Consider the following 18222-nt stretch of genomic DNA (forward strand, 5'->3'; position numbering starts at 1 on the left):
GAGTCACGCCCCTTTGTCCCCAGCCGCTACCCACCCGAGCACCGCCCGGTCACCGCTGATCTCACGCACCGCGAACCGGGCGAAAAGCTCCTCGGCATACCACCGATCGGCCGGTGTCCGCGCGATCACCGCCCGATGCTCCGGCTGACGGTACGCGAATCGGGCCAGGTCCGCCGCATTGCGCCACAGGCTGATCGTGCCCTGGTAGCCGATCGGGGCCTCGCCGATGCCGAGATGGGCCAGCAGCCCGGGTGCTTGATCGACTTCGGCCGCCACCGCCGGGACGGCCCGATAGAACGTGATCATCTTTGCCGGCCGGAGCCGGGCCCGGGTCAGCGCCAGCACCATGCCATCGTGCGCAACGTCCGATTTATCCGGATGGAAGGGTTCCTGGCCCGACCAGGCGCCACGACTGAGCAGCGGCTCCAGCTCGACCCGGGCCGACGCGATCGCCAATCTGTCCCATTTGTCCACGCGAACCGGGGCGTCGCTGACAGTAAGAGCTGCATACCGTGTCAGATCGGCGTCTTGCGGCAGGAACCCCCGCGAGGTGCCCACAAACTTCGCAAACCGCATTCCCCGTACGCCCGGGAACGCGATCCGGAACATCGCCGCCCCGATCCGCCGTCGCGGCACCCGCCAGACGTGCAGGGTGACCGGCATCAGGCCACGTCGGCGGGGGTGCCGTCGGTGACGCGAACCAGCTCGGCGTACGTGATCGGAAACACCGCCTGCGGCACGCCGCCCGCCGCCCAGACGTCGCGATACCGCTCCAGCGCCGTGTCGACCAGGGTCCGTACGGGCTTGGGGTGTCCCAGCGGCGCCACCCCGCCGATCGCCTGCCCGGTGTGCTCGCGGACGAACTCGGGGGTGGCCCGCTTGAGCCTGGCCACGCCCAGCGACGCCGCGACCTTGGCCGTGTCGACCCGGTGCGCGCCCGACGTGAGCACGAGCAGCGGCTCCCCGTCGGCGTCGAAGATCAGCGAGTTGGCGATCTGGCCCACCTCGATGCACAGGGCCTCGGCGGCGGCCGCCGCGGTGTGCGCGGCCGCGTCCAGGATGATCACCAGGGACGGCGCGTCGTCGGCGGTGCGCGCGCCCGCGGCCTCCAGGGCGTCCTGCACGGCGATGACGTTGGGGTGTTCTCTCACCAGCCCATTCTCCCCGCTTGGCCCGTTGCCGGCGCGAGCGGGAGGCCCGTTCTCACCACCCGAACCGTTCCCGGTGCAGGCGGGCCGGGGGCACGCCGACCGCGCGGGCGGCCCGGAACACCGAGGCGGCCCAGGCGTCGGGCCCGCAGACGTACACGTCGTGACCGGCGATGTCGGGCGACAGGACGCGTAGGGCGCCGGCGTCGTCGTGGTCCGCGTACTCGGCGGGCAGCCACGACCCGGCCTCGGCGCGCGGCCCGACCAGCGGCACCAGCCGCACCCCGCGGTGCTCGGCCAGCCACTCGAGCTCGCTCAGGAACGCCACCTCGTGCGGATGGCGGGTGCGATAGACGAGCGTGGCCTGGCCGGGGGCGTACGGGAGGTCCCACAGCAGCGCCAGCAGCGGCGTCACCCCGACCCCGCAGGCCAGCATGGTCACCGGCCCGCCCGCATAGGTGGCCGCGGTCATCCGCCCGTACGGGCCCTCGATCAGCACCCGGGTGCCGGGCCGCAGCGCCGCCACCCGCGAGCTGCCGTCGCCCACGACCTTGACCGTGATCCGCAACGCGTCGCTGCGCGGCGGGCCGGACAGCGAGAACGGGTTGCCGCGCAGCGATCCCCGGCCGTCGAGGAAACGCCACACGAAGAACTGACCCGCCCGTACGGGAAGCCGGTCGAGACGCCGCCCGCTCAGATAGACCGACACCAGGCCGGGCGCCTCGGGGTCGACGTGCTCGACGATGAGCCGGTGCCGCAGCGTGCGCCACACCGGCAGGCCGAGCCGGAAGACGAGCGCCGAGCCCGCGGCCACGACGTACAGGCTCCACCAGTACGCGCGGGCGAGCGGCGAGCGGAAGTCACTGCCCAGCAGCAGCATGTGCGGCAGGGCCAGCCCGACGCCCAGGTAGGCGTACAGGTGCAGCAGATGCCACGACTCGTAACGCATCCGCCGGCGCACCAGCCGCGCCGACGTGACCACGACCAGGATCAACGCGGCCAGCGCGGCCAGGGCCCAGGGCATCCCGGGTTCGGTGATCAGCTGCGGCCAGGGCTCTCTTTTCCCGTACGCGATGACGGCGAGCCCGACGTGCGCCAGCAGCAGCTGGAACGAGGCGAAGCCGGTCCACCGGTGCCAGCGGGCCAGCGTGTCCTGGCCGTACGCCCGCTCGATCCACGGGATGCGGGCCATCAGCACGACCTGGAGCAGCAGCAGGTCGGCCGACCACAGCGCGGCCAGCCGTCCCCACGCGGCCACTCCGCCGGGCGCGTCGCCCAGGCCCGCCGTCCACAGTGCTGTGACGACGAGCAAGGAGAGGGCCGCGGCTTTCCGCACGAGCCGAGACCGTACGTTTCCGCAGGCCCCGGCGGCAGGGTTGTGTTGACAACCCCTCGCTTTCCCGGTTTTCGGTTATTCCCGTACGCCGGTGGCCTCGGCACTCGCGTCCCACAGCCGCGCCGCGAGGGCCGGGTCGGCGGCGTGCCGGGCGGGCGTCTTGACCTCGTGCCCGACGTAGTAGGCCCCATCGACCAGGTGATCGTTGGTCGCCAGCCAGGTCAGCAACGCGCCGGCCTTCTCCGGCGTGACCAGGAAGGGCGCGTACTTGTAGAAGAACCGGGTGACCTTGCCCGCCCCGAAGTTGGTGCGCACCACGCCGGGGTGGAACGAGACGCTGGTGATCTCGGGCCAGCGCCGGGCGGCCTCCGCCGCGAACAGGATGTTGGCCGCCTTGGCCGCGCCGTAGGCCGGGAACGAGCTCCACCGGGCCGGGTCGCCCACGAGATCGGCCGGGTCGGGGGCGCCGCGCATGTGGGCCCGCGAGGCCGTGCCGATCACCGTGCCGCCGCTCAGCCGGTCGCGCAGCAGATGCGTGAGCAGGAACGAGGCCAGGTGGTTGCCCTGGATCGTCGCCTCGAAACCGTCCTTCGTACGCCGGTAGTGCTCGACCATGCCGCCCGCGTTGTTGGCCAGCACGTCGATCTTCGGGTACGCCTCCCGCAGCCGGGCGGCCAGATCGCGTACCTGGTCGAGGTCCTCGAAGTCGGCCCGGAACGTCTGCGCGTCCCGGACCCTGCGGGCGGCCGCCGCCAGGCGCTCGGGCGTGCGGCCGACCAGCGCGACCTCGTGCCCGGCGGCGGCGAGCTGCTCGGCTGCGGCCAGGCCGACCCCGGAGCTCGCGCCGGTGATCACGATGGTCCGGGGCATGCGGTCCTCCTTTTCTCTGACTAAGGTCAGAGATTGTGGATCAGATCGAACAGGTGCGGGACTTCAACCGGTACTACACGCGACGTCTCGGCGTCCTCACCGATCATTACCTGGGGCAGGGCCGGCCGCTCGGCGAGGCGCGCCTGCTGTTCGAGATCGGCGCCGGGGCCGACCTGCGCACGCTGCGGACCCGGCTGGGGCTCGACTCGGGCTACCTGAGCCGGCTGCTGCGCTCGCTCGGCGGCCAGGGGCTGGTCACGGTCGGCCCCAGCCCCGCCGACGGCCGCGTGCGCATCGCCACCCTGACCGAGGCCGGGCGGCGCGAACGGGACGATCTGGAAGCCCGGTCGCGGGAGAGCGTCGCCGCGCTGCTCGGGCCGCTGACGGCAGCACAGCGGGAGCAGTTGATCGAGGCGCAGGGGCGGGTCCGGCGGCTGCTGCGCCTGGCCGCGGTGACGGTGGACGCGGTGCCCGATGACGATCCCGATGTGCGGGGCTGCCTCACCGCGTACGGGAAGGAACTGGGTCTTCGCTTTCCCGAGGGCTATGACCCGGCCGCTCTGACCGCGCCGGGGACGCTGGCTTCCGGGACCATGCTGCTGGCCCGTGAGGAGGGCAGGCCGGTCGGGTGTGGTTTGTGGATTTTGTCGGGCTCGTTCGCCGAGATCCGCCATCTCTGGGTGAGCCCGGCCGCCCGCGGCTACGGGCTGGGCGCGCGGCTGCTGCGCGAGCTCGAACAGGACGCGGCCGCCCACGGCGTCACCACGCTGCGGCTGGGCACCCACACCGCGCTGACCGAGGCGATCGCCCTCTACCGCCGGGCCGGCTATCGCGAGATTCCGTCCTACGACGCCTCGCCGTACAACCAGCTCTCCTTCGAGAAAGGACTAGTACTTTAGGCCGGTCCGGTTCGGCCGCATCCTTCGTACGATCGGGGCGTGCGCGAGCTTCTCCGCTCGGTGTGGCGGGATCCCCGGTTTCCCGGCGCGCCCGTCCGCGTCTGGCGCGACTGGGTGCTCCTGGGCGTCATCGTCGTGGCCACCGTGCTCGAGGGTGTGCTGACTCGGGCGTATCCCGGCCTGATCCTCGGGCTGCTGCTGGCCCCGACCGTGCTCTGGCGGCGCACCCACCCGCTGGTCGTGGTCGTGATCGCCTTCGTGACGTGCTTCGTGTGGCTGCCCCAGCCCGAGAACGGCTCGCTGGCGTACCTGCTGATCCTTCCGTACGCGCTGTTCCGCTGGGGCTCCGGCCGCGAGTCGGTGATCGGCGGCGCGCTGATCCTGGCCAAGATCGTGGCCTCGGCCGTCATCGGCGAGATCACCGCGTCCGACATGCTCCTCGGGTTCGTCGCCATGATCGCGGCGTTCGCGCTGGCCACCACGTTCCGCTATCGCGCGCGGCTGCTCGACCGCCGGCTCGGCGAGGCCAAGCTGCGCGAACGCGAACGGCTGGCCCGCGACCTGCACGACACCGTGGCCCACCACGTCTCGGCGATGGCCATCCGGGCCCAGGCCGGCATCGCGGTGGCCCAGCGCCGGCCCGAGGCCGCGGTCGACGCGCTGCGGCTCATCGAGGCCGAGGCCAAGAGCGCCCTGGCCGAGATGCGCACGATGGTGCGGGCCCTGCGCCACGCCCAGGAGGCCGACCTCGAGCCCAGCCCCGGCCTGACCGAGCTGCCCCGCCTCGCCGGGCGGTCGCCGACCGGCCCGGTCGTCGAGGTCGAGCTGGCCGGCGACCTCGACGACGTCCCGGCCACGGTCGGCACGGCCATCTATCGGCTCGCCCAGGAATCGGTGACCAACGCCCGGCGGCACGCCCGCCAGGCCACGCGGATCGAGGTGCGGGTGACCGCCGACGACGGTTTCGTCCGCCTGCAGGTCAACGACGACGGGCTCGGCGCGCACGGGGGCGGGTCGCCGGGGTTCGGGCTGGTCGGCATGAGCGAACGCGCGGGCCTGCTCGGCGGCACGTGCGAGGCCGGCCCCGCGCCCGGCCGCGGCTGGACGGTCACCGCCGCGCTGCCCCGCACCGGAGTGGCCGCCTAGATGAGCATTCGCGTGGTCGTCGCGGATGACCAGGAGATCGTGCGCACCGGCCTCACCATGATCCTCAACGCCGAGCCCGACATCCAGGTGGTGGGGGAGGCCGGCGACGGGCGGCGGGCCGTCGAGCTGGCCCAGCGCCTGCAGCCCGACGTGTGCCTGTTCGACATCCGCATGCCCGGCATGGACGGCATCGAGGCCACCCGCCGCCTGGCCGGCCCGGCCGTCACCGACCCGCTCGCGGTCGTCGTCATCACCACGTTCGACCTCGACGAATACGTCTACTCGGCGCTGCGCGCGGGCGCCCGCGGCTTCCTGCTCAAGGACGCGGGCACCGACCTGCTGAGCCAGGCCGTGCACGCCGCCGCCCGCGGGGACGCGCTGATCGCCCCGAGCATCACGACACGGCTGCTCAAGGCGTTCGCCGACACGGGCCCGGCCGGGCCACCGGTCCAGCCGATCGACGCCCTCACCGACCGCGAGGAGGAGGTGCTGGTGGCGGTCGCGCGGGGGTGGACCAACGCGGAGATCGCGGCCGAGCTGCACATCAGCCTGAGCACGGTCAAGACCCACGTGACGAGCCTGATGGCCAAGCTGGTGGTGCGGAACAGGGTGGAGATCGCGATGTGGGCGTACGAGACGGGCCGTACTTCAGGCCGGGTCTAGCCTCGTTCCTCCGGCCGGTTCCGCGCTGTCCCGCGGTGGGATGATTCCGGCCCCCGGTGCGGCCGACGATCGGGGCATGAAGGCGATCACGCAAGAGAAGTACGGCGTCATGGCGCTCACCGAGATCGAACCGCCGGTCTGCGAGCCGGGGACGGTCCTCGTCCGGGTGCGGGCGGCCTCGATCAACGCCCGCGACTGGCACATGCTGCGCGGCGACCCCTATCTGGCCCGGCTCACGATGATGGGCGCACGGCGGCCGCGCACCCGGATCCGGGGCACAGACTTCGCCGGTACGGTCGAGGCGGTCGGCGCCGGCGTCGACCGTTTCCAGCCCGGCGACGAGGTCTTCGGCGACCTGGGCGACGCGCACGGGGCATTCGCGTCCCGGGTGTGCGCCCCGGCCACGACGATCGAGTTCAAGCCGGCCGGAATCAGCTTCGCCGAGGCCGCGGCCCTGCCCCTGGCCGGCAGCACGGCGCTGATGGGCCTGCGCGACGTGGGCCGCGTACGCCCCGGCAGCCGAGTGCTGATCAACGGCGCCTCCGGCGGGGTGGGCACGTACGCCGTCCAGATCGCGAAGGCCCTGGGCGCCCACGTGACCGCGGTCTGCAGCACCCGCAACGTCGACCTGGTCCGCTCCCTGGGCGCCGACGAGGTCATCGACTACAAGTCCCAAGACTTCGCGCAGGCCTCCGCCCCTACGGCCGCTCCCTCCTCCTCCGCCCCCACGGCCGCTCCCTCCTCCGCTTCCTCCACGACCGTTCCCTCCTCCTCCGCCTCCACGGCCGGCCCCTCCTCCGCTTCCTCCACGACCGCTTCCCCCTCCTCTGCTCCCTACGACGTGGTGTTCGACCTCGTGGGCAATCGGTCGTTGCGGGATCTGCGGCGGGTGCTGGCCCCGGGCGGCACGCTGGTGCTCTCCGGCGGCGGCACCTTCAGCGGTCGGCCCACGCTGGTCGGGCCCATGAAGCTGATCATCGGGGCGCAGCTAGCGGCGCGGTTCAGCCGGCTGCGGATGGTCGTGCTGTCGGTGCCGCCCAGCCGTGCGCTGCTGGCGGGGCTGCGCGAGCTCGTCGAGGCGGGCCGGGTCACTTCGGTGATCGACCGCACATATCCGCTGGCCGAGGTGCCCGAGGCCGTCCGTTACATGGAGACCGAGCACGTACGGGCCAAGGTCGTCATCACAGTGTGAACTCTTCCGGCTCGGCTCACTCTCGTCGTCTTGCATTTTTGTCGTACGTCAGTGCTAGTCTTCTCCGTAGTTAGAACGGGTGTTCGAACTACTCGAACGTCCGAGCTGACACCGGGGGCCGTGTTTCGCGGCGCGGCTCCCACAGTGCGGCACCCGCGAAGTGCCGCGCATGAGGTTCCGGGCATTCGCGGGTCCGGGGCCTTCAGACAAGGCAGGACCGTCGTCCGCTGCCCCCGACCCCCGGGTGGCGGGCGACGGACCCGCCGGCAGGTCCGGCCGGGTGTGGTGTGGGGAAGCTTCACACCCGGCCGGTCACCACCACGGGGCTGCTGCTCCTTCCTCTCCGCAGCGCCTCGGTTCGACCCGGCACGTCGGATGCGAGACACGCGAGGAGAGACACATGGCGAGCCACACGGCGCCAAGCCTTTTGCCGGCTCCCGACCTGGCCCATACCGGCCGGCCGGCAGCTCAGCCGGCTCTCATCGACCCGTCGGCCTTCACCGGCGCGCGGACATCCCGCGCAGCCCATGAGGAGCCCTCCGGTTCGGTCATGGCCCGCGCCTCCGGCTGGGTCGTCCCCCGCCAGCCCGCGCCCGATCCGACACCGGCCGCCGCAGCCACGCCGCCGGCCCGCCAGGACCCCTCCGGCCCGGCCGCACACCCCCAAGCCACCACGTCAGGTCCGGCCGCGCCCCGCCAGGCCACTGCGCCCGGTTCGGCTGCACTTCGTCAGGCCGCTGCGCCCGGTTCTTCCGCTGGGGCTTCTCGGCGGGGTTCGTCCGGTGTGGATGTTTCCGGGCTGACCGTGCCCGGTCTGGCGCACGCGCCGACGGCGGCCGCCCGGGCCGACGCCCCCACCGTTCCCGCTCACATGCTTCCGCAGCGCACCCCCGCGCAGCTGCTGGCCATCGCCCGCGACGGACTGGCCGAGGCGGCGCGCACGCAGCCTGACGGCATTCGTTACGCGACGGCTCACCTGGCCGCCCTGCGAGCCGCGGCGGCCGTGCTCGCGGCCCGGGCCCGGCCCGCGCCGGCCAGCCGCCGCAGCAAGGTGACCAGCGTCTGGTCGCTGCTGGTGCTGGTCGCGCCCGACTTCGGCGAGTGGGCCAACTATTTCGCCCTCGGCGCCTCCAAACGCGCGGCGGCCGAGGCCGGCATCCCGCGCGTCGTGAGCCCCCGTGAGGCCGACGACCTGCTGCGAGCCGCCGAACAGTTCGTGGCCGTGGTCGAGTCCTCGCTGGGCCTGACCTATCAGCCCCCGCTGGCCGCCTGACCGAAGCCGGCCGGAGCCGGCCCTCGGCGATTGTTGTGACCCGGATGCTTCCGGGCGGTTCTTCCCCGCTGCTCGGCGACCTCTTTCGAGAGGCCGCTGAACAGTCATGCCCGTTGGCCGCAGTGACGAGCGAGGCCGGAAGAACTGGTACCAAGAGTGAGGCAACACATGGCGGGACGCATGATCAGCGGTGCGGCCGCCCTTGCTGAACTGGTTCGGGCGGCGGGTGAGACCGAGACGTCGGGTGTCGACCGGACGTTGCCGGTCGCGCCCGAGTTGAGTGCGCTGCTGCCCGGGCGCGGACTGCGCCGGGGCAGCACGGTCGCGGTGGCCGCGGGCCGGTCCGCCACCGCCGCGGGCGGGACGTCCCTGGTGCTGGCGTTGCTGGCCGAGGCCTCCCGTACGGGCTCGTGGTGTGCCGTGGTCGGCGTGCCCTCGCTGGGTGCGACAGCCGCCGCCGAGAGCGGCATCGCCCTCGACCGGCTGGCGCTGGTGCCCGACCCCGGACCGGAATGGCCGACCGTCGTCGCCGCCCTGATCGACGGCGTGGACGTCATAGTGCTGGCCGTCCCCGGCGGCGTCTCCGCCTCGATCGCCTCCCGCCTGGTGGCCCGGGCCCGCCAGCGGGGCAGCGTGCTGGTCCCGTACGGGGACTGGTCCGGCGCCGACGTGACCCTGAGCGTCCTCGAGGCCCGCTGGGAAGGCCTCGACGAGGGCCACGGCCGCCTACGCCGCCGAGAAGTACGAGTACTGGCCCGCGGCCGCGGCGCGGCGGCCCGCCCCAAAGAGATCACCATGTGGATGCCGGGCGTCACGATCCGCCGCCTGCCACTGCCCCCGGCCCCCGGCCAAACTGACTCCACCCTGGACCGTCAGCCCCGCCCGCACCTCACCGCCGTCCCCTCACCCACCACCCCAAAACCATCCCCGGCCGCGACCACCACGCCCTCACCCGCTGCTACGAGGCCGTCCCCGGATACGCCCGCCACGCCGTCACCTGCCTCTGTGAAGCCGTTCCCGGCTGCGGCCGCCACTCCCTTGCCCGCCGTCCCGAAGCCGTCCCCGGCTGCGGCCGTTACGCCGTCACCCGCTGCTGTGAGGTCGTTTCCAGCCGCGGTCGCCGTTACCTCGTCCGCCGTCCCGAAGCCGTCCCCCGCTGCGAACGCCACCGCCCCGAAGCCGTCCGCCGCTATAGGCGCCACGCCCTCACCCACTGCTGCGAGGCCGTTCCCGGCTACGGTCGCCGTCACCTCGCCCGCCGTCCCGAAGCCGTCCTCCGCTGCGAGCGCTGCCCATTCGCCCCGGCTGTCTCTGGTGCCTCCACCCGAGCAAAGCGAACCGAGGGGAGCTGAAACGGAGCTCTACATCGGAGGAGAGGGGCGCGCTGGAGGAGAGAGGTGTGCGGGAGGGAAAGGGCACGCCGCAGGGGAGGCCGAGGCAGGGGAGAGCGCGGGGATGCAGAGGCGCGTTGGAGAGGGAGCCGCGAGGGAGGCCCCGGCGGGGAAGCGGAAGCGCGCTGGAGAGCGGCCCGGGAGGGAAGCGGGTGGCGAGGAGGAAGCGGAAGTAGAGGCTGGGGACGGGCGGGTGGTGGCTCTTCGGGGGAAGAAGAGCGACCACCGAGTGACGGCTGTGATGTGACGTGGGGACCAAGGAGGCGGGCAGCCGGGTTGTGGCGGGCACTGTCGGGGCGCGGACCATGTTGCTCTGGTGTCCTGATTGGCCGGTTATGGCGGCCGAGATCGTGCTTGGGGTGTCTGCTGCGAAACCGGTCATTGTGTTGCACGGCAATCGGGTGATCGCGTGTTCGGAGGCGGCCCGGCGGGAGGGCGTACGGCGGGGTTTGCGGCGGCGGGAGGCGCAGAGCCGATGCCCGCAGGTCGAGGCGGTCGAGCATGATCCGGGGCGGGATGCGCGGGCGTTCGAGCCGGTCGTGGCGGCCGTCGAGGAGGTGGCGGCGGGGGTCGAGGTGATCCGGCCGGGGGCGTGTGCGGTCGCCGCCCGTGGGCCGTCGCGCTACTTCGGTGGGGAGGAGGCCGCGGCCGAGCGGCTTGTCGAGCAGGTTGCCGAGTCGTGCGAGGTGGAGAGTCAGGTCGGCATCGCCGAGGGGGTGTTCGCGGCGGGGCTCGCGGCCCGCGCCGGGCGGGTGATCGAGCCCGGTGAGACGGCCGCTTTCCTTCGGGCGCAGCCGATCGAGGCGATCGAACGGCCCGAGCTGACCGACCTGCTCAAGCGGCTCGGGCTCAAGACGCTGGGCGAGTTCGCGGCGCTGCCGGCGGGGGACGTGCTGACCCGGTTCGGCTTCGACGGGGCGTTGGCGCACCGGCTCGCGGCCGGGTTCGATCATCGGCCGCTCGCGGTGCGCCGGCCGCCGCCCGATCTGGAGGTGTCCGAGACGTACGACGAGCCGCTGGAACGGGTGGATGTGGCCGCGTTCGCCGGGCGCGCGCTGGCCGAGCGGCTGCACGACAAACTCGCCGCGTACGGGCTGGCTTGCACCCGCCTGGGCATCGAGGCGGTCACCGCGAACGGCCAGGAGCTGCACCGGGTGTGGCGGCACGACGGCACGCTGACCTCGGCCGCCATCGCCGAACGGGTTCGCTGGCAGCTCGACGGCTGGCTGACCGGCGCCCGTCGCGGCGCCCCGGCCCGTCCGACCGCCGGCCTGGTGCGGCTGCGCCTGATCCCCGACGGCGTGCTCGTCCATCTCGGACTGCAGCCGGGCCTGTGGGGCGACGCCGGGGCCGACCGGGAGCGGGCGCATCGCGCGTTCAGCCGGGTGCAGGGCCTGCTCGGCCCCGAGTCGGTGGTCACTCCCGTGCTGGGCGGCGGCCGCAACGCCGACGACCAGATCCGCCTGGTCCCGTGGGGTGACGAGCGTGCCCCGCACCGGCCCGCGGCCCCGCACACCGACCCGATCCCCGGCATCAAAACCGTTCCCGTGCTGTCCCACCACATCCAGCCCGAGCTCGCCCTGCCTTCCCCGGAGACCCCATTTCCCGTACGGGATGAGCCTGGCCCCGCCGTCGACGCGCGCCCCCGCCGCCCGGTGCTCGGGTTGGTGACGGGCGGCCAGCCGACGCGGGAGCGGGACCCGATGGGCGAAATGTCCGAATGCGCCCCAGGGGAGGGAAAAGCGGATAAAGAGGCAGGAGTGGACGCGGCCCAGGAGCGGGTGAACGCCGGGAAGGGCCGGAAAAAGCAGCAAAAAGAGCCACCCTGGCCAGGAAAGCTGCCCAAACCCGCGCCCGCCATCGTGCCAGTACGAGCGCTACCCGCGGTGGTGCTCGACGACCAAGGCGACCCGGTAGGAGTCAGCGCTCGCCTCGAGCTCACCGGCAGCCCGGCGGCCCTGATCATCGAGCGCGCCCGCCCGGTGCCCATCACGGGCTGGGCCGGTCCCTGGCCGGTGGACGAGCGCTGGTGGGACGCGAACGAGTCGCGCCGGCGGGCCCGTTTCCAAGTGGTGCTCGAGGACGGGCGCGCGTTCCTGCTCGGCCTGTCCGGCGGGCACTGGGCCATCGAGGCGATCTATGACTAGGAGCTCCCGTGGGCTTTCATAACCCCAAGATCTCGTGGTCGGATCTCGAGAAGACGCTCTCCAGCAAGAAGCAGGAGGAGTACGTCGTCGACCCGCTGGCCGTCGACGGGGACGGCGGCGACTCGCCCGCGTGGTCGCGCAAACGGCAGGCGTACGAGGCGCCGGCCCTGATCCGGCGGGAGAGCCACACCCCGTACGCGGAACTCCACTGCCACACGAATTTCAGCTTCCTCGACGGCGCCAGCCACCCCGAGGAGCTCGCCGAGGAGGCCGCCCGCCTGGGCCTGAACGGGCTGGCCGTCACCGACCACGACGGCTTCTACGGCGTGGTCCGTTTCTCGCAGGCCGCCCGCGAGCTGGGCCTGCCCACGATCTTCGGCGCCGAGCTCTCCCTCGATCTGACGAAGCCGCAGAACGGCGAGGCCGATCCGGAGGGCCGCCACCTGCTGGCCCTGGCCCACGGGCACGAGGGGTACGCGCGGCTGGCCACCACCCTGTCCCGCGGCCAGCTCGCCGGCGGGGAGAAAGGCAAACCCGAATACGGGGAGCTGGAGGACATCGCGGCCGACCTGCGCGACCACGTGCTGATCCTCACCGGCTGCCGCAAGGGCCCGGTGCCGCTCGCGCTGGCCACCGAGGGGGTGGAGGCCGCCGCGTACGAGCTCGATCGGCTGGTCTCCCTGTTCGGCCGGCCCAACGTGGCCGTCGAGCTGACCTCGCACGGCGACCCGTACGACGATGATCGCAACGACATCCTGTTCGCGCTGGCCAAGAGCCGCCGCCTGGAGGTCGTGGCCACCAACAACGTGCACTACGCGACCCCGGCCCGGCGCCGGCTGGCCACCGCCCTGGCCGCCGTGCGGTCGCGCCGCGGGCTCGACGAGATCGACGGCTGGCTGCCCGCGGCCGGCGCCGCCCACCTGCGCAGCGGCGACGAGATGGCCCGCCGGTTCGCCGCCTATCCGGGCGCGGTCGAGGCGGCCGCGATGTTCGGCGAGGGCCTCGCGTTCGACATCGACCTGGTCGCGCCCAAGTTGCCCGATTTCCCGATCCCGGAACCGGGACACAACGAGATGAGCTGGCTGCGCGAGCTGACCATGCGGGGTGCCCTCGACCGCTACGGCCCGCCCGCGGCGCACCCCAAGGCGTACCAGCAGATCGAGTACGAGCTGGGGATGATCGAGGAGCTCGGTTTCCCGGGCTACTTCCTGGTCGTGTACGACATCGTCAAGTTCTGCCGGGACAACAGGATCTACGCCCAGGGCCGGGGCAGCGCGGCCAACTCGGCGGTCTGCTACGCGCTACGGATAACCAATGTGGACGCCGTCGCCCACAACCTGCTGTTCGAGCGGTTCCTGGCCCCGGAGCGCGACGGCCCGCCCGACATCGACGTCGACATCGAGTCGGACCGGCGCGAGGAGGTCATCCAGCACGTCTACCGCAAGTACGGCCGCGAGCACACGGCCCAGGTCGCGAACGTCATCTCGTACCGGCCGCGGTCGGCGGTGCGGGACATGGCCAAGGCGTTCGGCTTCTCGCCGGGCCAGCAGGACGCGTGGAGCAAGCAGATCGACCGGTGGGGGAGCGTGGCCACGGTCGACGTCGAGGACATCCCGCCGCAGGTCGTCGAGTTCGCCAACCAGGTGCAGGATTTCCCCCGCCACCTGGGCATCCACTCGGGCGGCATGGTGATCTGCGACCGCCCGATCATCGAGGTGTGCCCGGTCGAGTGGGGCCGCATGCCGGGCCGCACGGTGCTGCAGTGGGACAAGGACGACTGCGCGGCGATCGAGCTGGTCAAGTTCGACCTGCTGGGGCTGGGCATGCTGTCGGCGCTGCGGTACGCGTACGAGATGATCGAATCTGATCTGGACATCTCCACCATGGACCTGACCGACGACGAGGTCTACGAAATGCTCCGCCGGGCCGACTCGGTGGGCGTTTTCCAGGTCGAGAGCCGGGCCCAGATGGCGACCCTGCCCCGCCTCAAACCGCGCGAGTTCTACGACCTGGTGGTCGAGGTGGCGCTGATTCGCCCCGGCCCGATCCAGGGCGGCTCGGTGCACCCGTTCATCCGGCGCAAGAACGGTCTGGAAGAAGTCACCTATCCGCATCCGCTGATGCGCAACGCCCTCGAGAAGACGCTCGGCGTGCCGCTCTTCCAGGAACAACTCATGCAGCTGGCGATCGACGTGGCCGGCTTCGACCCGGCCGAGGCCGATCAGCTGCGCCGGGCCATGGGCTCGAAAAGGTCGATCGAGAAAATGGAGAAAATCAAGAAGCGCCTGTACGAGGGGATGGCCGGCAACGGCATCACCGGCGAGCTGGCCGACGACCTGTTCGTGAAGCTTTCCGCCTTCGCCAACTACGGCTTCCCGGAGAGCCATTCGATGAGCTTCGCCTATCTCGTCTACGCCAGCGCGTGGCTGAAGCGCTATCACCCGGCCGCCTTCTGCGCGGCGCTGCTCAACGCCCAGCCGATGGGGTTCTATTCGCCGCAGTCATTGGTCGACGATGCCCGCCGGCACGGGGTCGAGGTGCGCCGGCCCGACATCAACCTGAGCAACGCGCAGGCCACGCTGGAATCGATGCCCCAGACCCGCTGGGGAGCGTTGAAAGGAGAGCCGCCGCATGCGTGGGGGCTGGGCGGGCCGGCCGTGCGGCAGGGGCTGGGCAGCATCCGCTCGCTGGGTGAGGGCCTGGCCGAGCGCATCGAGGAGGAGCGGCGCGCCCACGGCCCGTACGGGGGAATGACCGATCTGGCCCGGCGGACCGGCTGCTCCACCGCTCACCTGGAGGCGCTGGCGACCGCCGACGCTTTCGCGGGTTTCGGCCTGACCCGGCGTGAGGCGTTGTGGGCCGCCGGGGCCGCCGCGCAGGACCGCCCCGACCGCCTGCCCGGCACGGTGACCGGCACCGACGCGCCGATGCTGCCCGGCATGAGCGAGGTCGACGAGCTGGTCGCCGACGTGTGGGCCACCGGCCTGTCACCCGACTCGCACCCGGCCCAGTTCATCCGGGCCGACCTCGACCGGGCGGGCGCGATCCCGATCAACCGGCTGGGCCGGGTCGAGGCGGGCACCCGCATCCGGGTCGGCGGGATCGTCACGCACCGGCAGCGACCGGCGACCGCGGGCGGGGTCACGTTCATCAACCTCGAGGACGAGACCGGGATGCTCAACGTGACCTGCTCACCCGGGCTGTGGCAGCGCTATCGGCGGGTCGCCCGCACCAGCACGGCCCTGATCGTGCGCGGACGCCTCGAGAAGGCCGCCGAGGGGGCCGTGCTCAACCTGGTGGCCGACCGGCTCGAGGCGGTCACCCCGCCGGTCTCGCCGAGCTCCCGGGACTTCCGCTGATTCGAGTTGCCCTATTTTGTACCGTTAACGACATGCTCCCCGTCGCTCTCGCCGCAGTCGCCGTCACCGCCGTCCTCGGCCCCCTCCCCGACCCCAAGCCCACGTACGGCGGTCCGCCGCGCCCGGGCGCCCAGCAGGAGCTCACGCTGAGTTACGTCGCCGACGCCGGGTTCGCGATGGCGGTCAAGCTGACCTGCGACCCGCCCGGCGGCGGCCACCCGCTGCCCGCGCAGGCCTGCGCCACCCTGGCCGCCACCGGCGCCGACCCGGACCGGATCAAGCCCGGCACCGGCGCCTGCATCCTGCTCTACAAGCCGGTCACAGCCACGCTCAGCGGCACCTGGCAGGGGCGCGAGGTGAGCTGGCAGCACCGCTTCGGCAACACCTGCGAGATGCGCCGCGCCACGGGAGTGCTGTTCCGGTTCTGAACGGCCGTTACGCTGCCCGTGTGGAAATCGCATCGACACGGACAGCGCGCCCGCTCGTCTCCGCCCGCACCGCCGCCGTCTGGGCCGTGCTGCGGCGCGAGCTGGAACGGCACGCCGGCCGCGAGCTGACCGTCCTGGACGTCGGCGGCGGCACCGGCGGGTTCGCCGTGCCGCTGGCCGAGGCGGGACACACCGTCACCGTCGTCGACGCCAGCCCCGACGCGCTGGCCGCGCTGACCCGCCGCGCCGCCGACGCCGGGGTCGCCGACCGGGTGCGGGCCGTGCAGGGCGACGGCGACGCGCTGGCCGGCCTGGTCGAGCCGGCGAGCGCCGACCTGATCCTCTGCCACGCCGTGCTCGAGGTCGTCGACGACCCGGCCGGCGTGGTCGCCGCCATCGCCGCCGCGCTGCGCCCCGGCGGCGCGGCCAGCGTGCTGGTGGCGAGCCGGGCCGCGGCCGTGCTGGGCCGCGCGATCAACGGGCAGCTGCGGTCGGCCACGGCGGTCGCGGCCGACCCCGAGGGCCGGGCCGGCGCGCGCGACACCCTGCGGCGGCGCTACGACGCGGAGGGCGCGGCGACGCTGCTCGAGGTGGCCGGGCTGACCGTCGAGCAGACCCACGGCGTACGGGTCCTGGCCGATCTTTTGCCGGCGGCCGTCGTCGAGGAGGATCCGCAGGCGCTGCTCGACCTGGAGCTCGAGCTGTCGTCCCGCCCGCCGTTCCGTGACATCGCCTCCCAGCTGCACTTGTTCGCCCGCAAGCCGTGACGTTTTCCGGTCGCGGCCGCGCGGACGGCGTGATCGGATAGCGGCTGTGACCACCGAGCCGCTCGTGGTGCCCGCCGACCATCTGCCCGCCGCCGCGTTCGAGCCGGTGCGGCCCGCGTACGGCTCGAACAGCCTGGCCGACGTCCTGCCCAGCGTGTGCGCCGTCCTCGGCGTCCCCGGCGCAGCCGACACGCTGGGCCTGCGCGACCGCCTCGACGGCGTGACCCGCATCGGCGTGCTGCTGGTCGACGGGCTCGGCGCGCATCAGATCCCGGTGCTTTCCCCGTACGCCCCCACGGTCGCCGACCTGGCCACGAAGGGGCGCACACTGACCGCCGGGTTTCCCTCGACCACCCCGACCAGCCTGGTCACCGTGGGCACGGGGGTGCCACCCGGCGTGCACGGCGTCCTCGGCTTCACCGTACGGCGGCCCGACGGGCGCACGCTCAACCACGTGCACTGGAAACACGACCCCGACCCGGCGGCCTGGCAGCCGGCGCCGACCCGCTTCACCACCGCCGCCGCGGCCGGGGTGGCCGCGACCGCCGTCGTCCGGCCGGAGTTCGAGGGCAGCGGCCTGACCGTCTCCGCCTACGGCGGCGCCCGCTTCCTCAGCCAGAACGACCTCGCGGCCGACATGATCGCCGCCCTGTCCGCCGCTCCCGGGCCCGCCTTGGTCTACGGCTACCACCCCGACCTCGACAAGAAGGGCCACGAGGACGGTGTCGACTCCCCGTCCTGGCGCGAAGCCGCCCGCGGCGTCGAGGCCCTGATCGACCGCATCGTGCACGCGCTGCCACCCCACTCGGCCCTGCTGGTGATCGCCGACCACGGCCAGCTCAACGTCCCCGCCGACGCCCGTATCGACATGGCCGACATCCCGGACCTCCGCGCCGGCGTGACCGGCGTGGCGGGAGAGCCGCGGGTCCGCTACCTCTACACGTCGCCCGGCGCCCTCGACGACGTGGTGGCCACCTGGCGCGGCGTCTTCGGCGACCAGGCGTGGGTGCTGCCCCGCGAGGAAGCGATCGCCGCCGGCTGGTTCGGCCCGGTGCCGGACGATCACCGCGACCGCATCGGCGAGGTAGTGGTCATCTGCCAGGGCCGCACGATCGCCGTGGCGGGTGGCTGGGAACCACCTCCGGTGGGCCGCTTGATCGCCTACCACGCCTCAGTAACCGCAGCCGAGATGCAGGTTCCGCTGTTGATCGCCACCTGACCTGTGGACAGCCCGCCATTGTGGACAACCCACCCACCGCCTTGACAACCCGGTAGTCTCCCCACCCATCTCCCCGAGGCGGGTGGGGGCTTGGGATGGCCGTACAGGTAATTTGTGGCTAATGTCGTTAATGCCCGAATATTCGGACGATCTTGCTGGAGGGTTGAGCTATCCGCGGCCACTCGCGGTTGGTTGGCGGCAAAAGCGGCTTCCCAGGCGGTGGGCGTCGTGGTCAGGCTGAGTGCCGCCGGTTGCGGCGGGCGTCGTCTCGAGCGAAACCGGCCGCAGCAGCCAATCGCACAACGGCAGGCCGCCGACGTAGCCCGGCAACGCGCCCGGCGTGAGCGGCGGCAGGGAGCCTGACCACCCGCCGGCACGCCTGGG

Annotated in this window: 14 protein-coding genes and 1 pseudogene; 11 read left to right on the plus strand and 4 right to left on the minus strand. The window is 72.6% G+C overall.

What is annotated here, in order from left to right; all coding sequences use genetic code 11:
* Positions 1-3 precede the first annotated feature (3 nt).
* The 4 genes from JKJ07_RS19810 to JKJ07_RS19825 all read right to left on the minus strand — a co-directional run bounded on the left by JKJ07_RS19810 (position 4) and on the right by JKJ07_RS19825 (position 3354).
* Complete coding sequence (locus JKJ07_RS19810) at positions 4-663, minus strand: monooxygenase (protein WP_202993065.1); 660 nt, start codon at positions 661-663, stop codon at positions 4-6.
* Positions 663-1151, minus strand: coding sequence for a YbaK/EbsC family protein (locus JKJ07_RS19815; RefSeq protein ID WP_202993066.1), 489 nt, complete (start codon positions 1149-1151; stop codon positions 663-665). The genes JKJ07_RS19810 and JKJ07_RS19815 overlap by 1 nt, the downstream gene beginning before the upstream one ends.
* Before the next feature lie 52 nt (positions 1152-1203).
* A complete protein-coding gene (locus JKJ07_RS19820) occupies positions 1204-2484 on the minus strand; it encodes a ferredoxin reductase family protein (protein ID WP_202993067.1) in 1281 nt (426 codons plus the stop codon).
* Positions 2485-2559: 75 nt separating this feature from the next.
* Positions 2560-3354, minus strand: a complete 795-nt coding sequence (locus tag JKJ07_RS19825) for an SDR family NAD(P)-dependent oxidoreductase (RefSeq protein WP_202993068.1) — start codon at positions 3352-3354, stop codon at positions 2560-2562.
* A gap of 35 nt (positions 3355-3389) precedes the next feature.
* Between JKJ07_RS19825 and JKJ07_RS51780 the strand changes: the two genes are divergently transcribed.
* The 11 genes and pseudogenes from JKJ07_RS51780 (at position 3390) to JKJ07_RS19880 (ending at position 17838) form a co-directional block, all read left to right on the plus strand.
* Positions 3390-4253 carry a bifunctional helix-turn-helix transcriptional regulator/GNAT family N-acetyltransferase gene (locus JKJ07_RS51780; RefSeq protein WP_307834326.1) on the plus strand — a complete coding sequence of 288 codons (864 nt, stop codon included), beginning with the start codon at positions 3390-3392 and terminating at the stop codon, positions 4251-4253.
* A 39-nt stretch (positions 4254-4292) separates the two neighbouring features.
* Complete coding sequence (locus tag JKJ07_RS51785; protein WP_202993069.1) at positions 4293-5399, plus strand: sensor histidine kinase; 1107 nt, start codon at positions 4293-4295, stop codon at positions 5397-5399.
* Positions 5400-6062 (plus strand): response regulator, encoded by a 663-nt coding sequence (locus JKJ07_RS19840; protein WP_202993070.1) that lies wholly within the window; start codon positions 5400-5402, stop codon positions 6060-6062.
* A gap of 76 nt (positions 6063-6138) precedes the next feature.
* On the plus strand, positions 6139-7254 hold the full coding sequence (locus JKJ07_RS19845; protein WP_202993071.1) for an NAD(P)-dependent alcohol dehydrogenase: 1116 nt from the start codon (positions 6139-6141) through the stop codon (positions 7252-7254).
* An 871-nt stretch (positions 7255-8125) separates the two neighbouring features.
* Complete coding sequence (locus JKJ07_RS19850; RefSeq protein WP_202993324.1) at positions 8126-8527, plus strand: SAV_6107 family HEPN domain-containing protein; 402 nt, start codon at positions 8126-8128, stop codon at positions 8525-8527.
* 168 nt (positions 8528-8695) lie between these two features.
* Positions 8696-9478, plus strand: a pseudogene (gene imuA' / locus JKJ07_RS19855) (DnaE2-dependent mutagenesis accessory factor ImuA'); the annotation flags it as partial.
* Positions 9479-10223: 745 nt separating this feature from the next.
* On the plus strand, positions 10224-12065 hold the full coding sequence (locus JKJ07_RS19860; protein WP_202993325.1) for a DNA polymerase Y family protein: 1842 nt from the start codon (positions 10224-10226) through the stop codon (positions 12063-12065).
* A gap of 8 nt (positions 12066-12073) precedes the next feature.
* A complete protein-coding gene (locus JKJ07_RS19865) occupies positions 12074-15424 on the plus strand; it encodes an error-prone DNA polymerase (RefSeq protein ID WP_202993072.1) in 3351 nt (1116 codons plus the stop codon).
* A gap of 32 nt (positions 15425-15456) precedes the next feature.
* Positions 15457-15852 (plus strand): SSI family serine proteinase inhibitor, encoded by a 396-nt coding sequence (locus JKJ07_RS19870; protein ID WP_202993073.1) that lies wholly within the window; start codon positions 15457-15459, stop codon positions 15850-15852.
* A gap of 20 nt (positions 15853-15872) precedes the next feature.
* Positions 15873-16619: a methyltransferase domain-containing protein gene (locus JKJ07_RS19875; RefSeq protein ID WP_202993074.1), complete on the plus strand. Its 747-nt coding sequence runs from the start codon at positions 15873-15875 to the stop codon at positions 16617-16619.
* Positions 16620-16665: 46 nt separating this feature from the next.
* Positions 16666-17838 carry an alkaline phosphatase family protein gene (locus JKJ07_RS19880; protein ID WP_438871422.1) on the plus strand — a complete coding sequence of 391 codons (1173 nt, stop codon included), beginning with the start codon at positions 16666-16668 and terminating at the stop codon, positions 17836-17838.
* The last annotated feature ends 384 nt before the right edge of the window (positions 17839-18222 follow it).

Origin of the sequence: Paractinoplanes lichenicola, assembly GCF_016785085.1 — a bacterium.
Classification (GTDB): Bacteria; Actinomycetota; Actinomycetes; order Mycobacteriales; family Micromonosporaceae; genus Actinoplanes; species Actinoplanes lichenicola.

Excerpts from the sequence above, each read along its gene's own strand:
- JKJ07_RS19810 (WP_202993065.1), bottom strand. The coding sequence starts at position 663 with ATGCCGGTCACCCTGCACGTCTGGCGGGTGCCGCGACGGCGGATCGGG.
- JKJ07_RS19825 (WP_202993068.1), bottom strand. The coding sequence starts at position 3,354 with ATGCCCCGGACCATCGTGATCACCGGCGCGAGCTCCGGGGTCGGCCTG.
- JKJ07_RS19840 (WP_202993070.1), top strand. The coding sequence starts at position 5,400 with ATGAGCATTCGCGTGGTCGTCGCGGATGACCAGGAGATCGTGCGCACC.
- JKJ07_RS19845 (WP_202993071.1), top strand. The coding sequence starts at position 6,139 with ATGAAGGCGATCACGCAAGAGAAGTACGGCGTCATGGCGCTCACCGAG.
- JKJ07_RS19850 (WP_202993324.1), top strand. The coding sequence starts at position 8,126 with ATGCTTCCGCAGCGCACCCCCGCGCAGCTGCTGGCCATCGCCCGCGAC.
- JKJ07_RS19860 (WP_202993325.1), top strand. The coding sequence starts at position 10,224 with ATGTTGCTCTGGTGTCCTGATTGGCCGGTTATGGCGGCCGAGATCGTG.
- JKJ07_RS19870 (WP_202993073.1), top strand. The coding sequence starts at position 15,457 with ATGCTCCCCGTCGCTCTCGCCGCAGTCGCCGTCACCGCCGTCCTCGGC.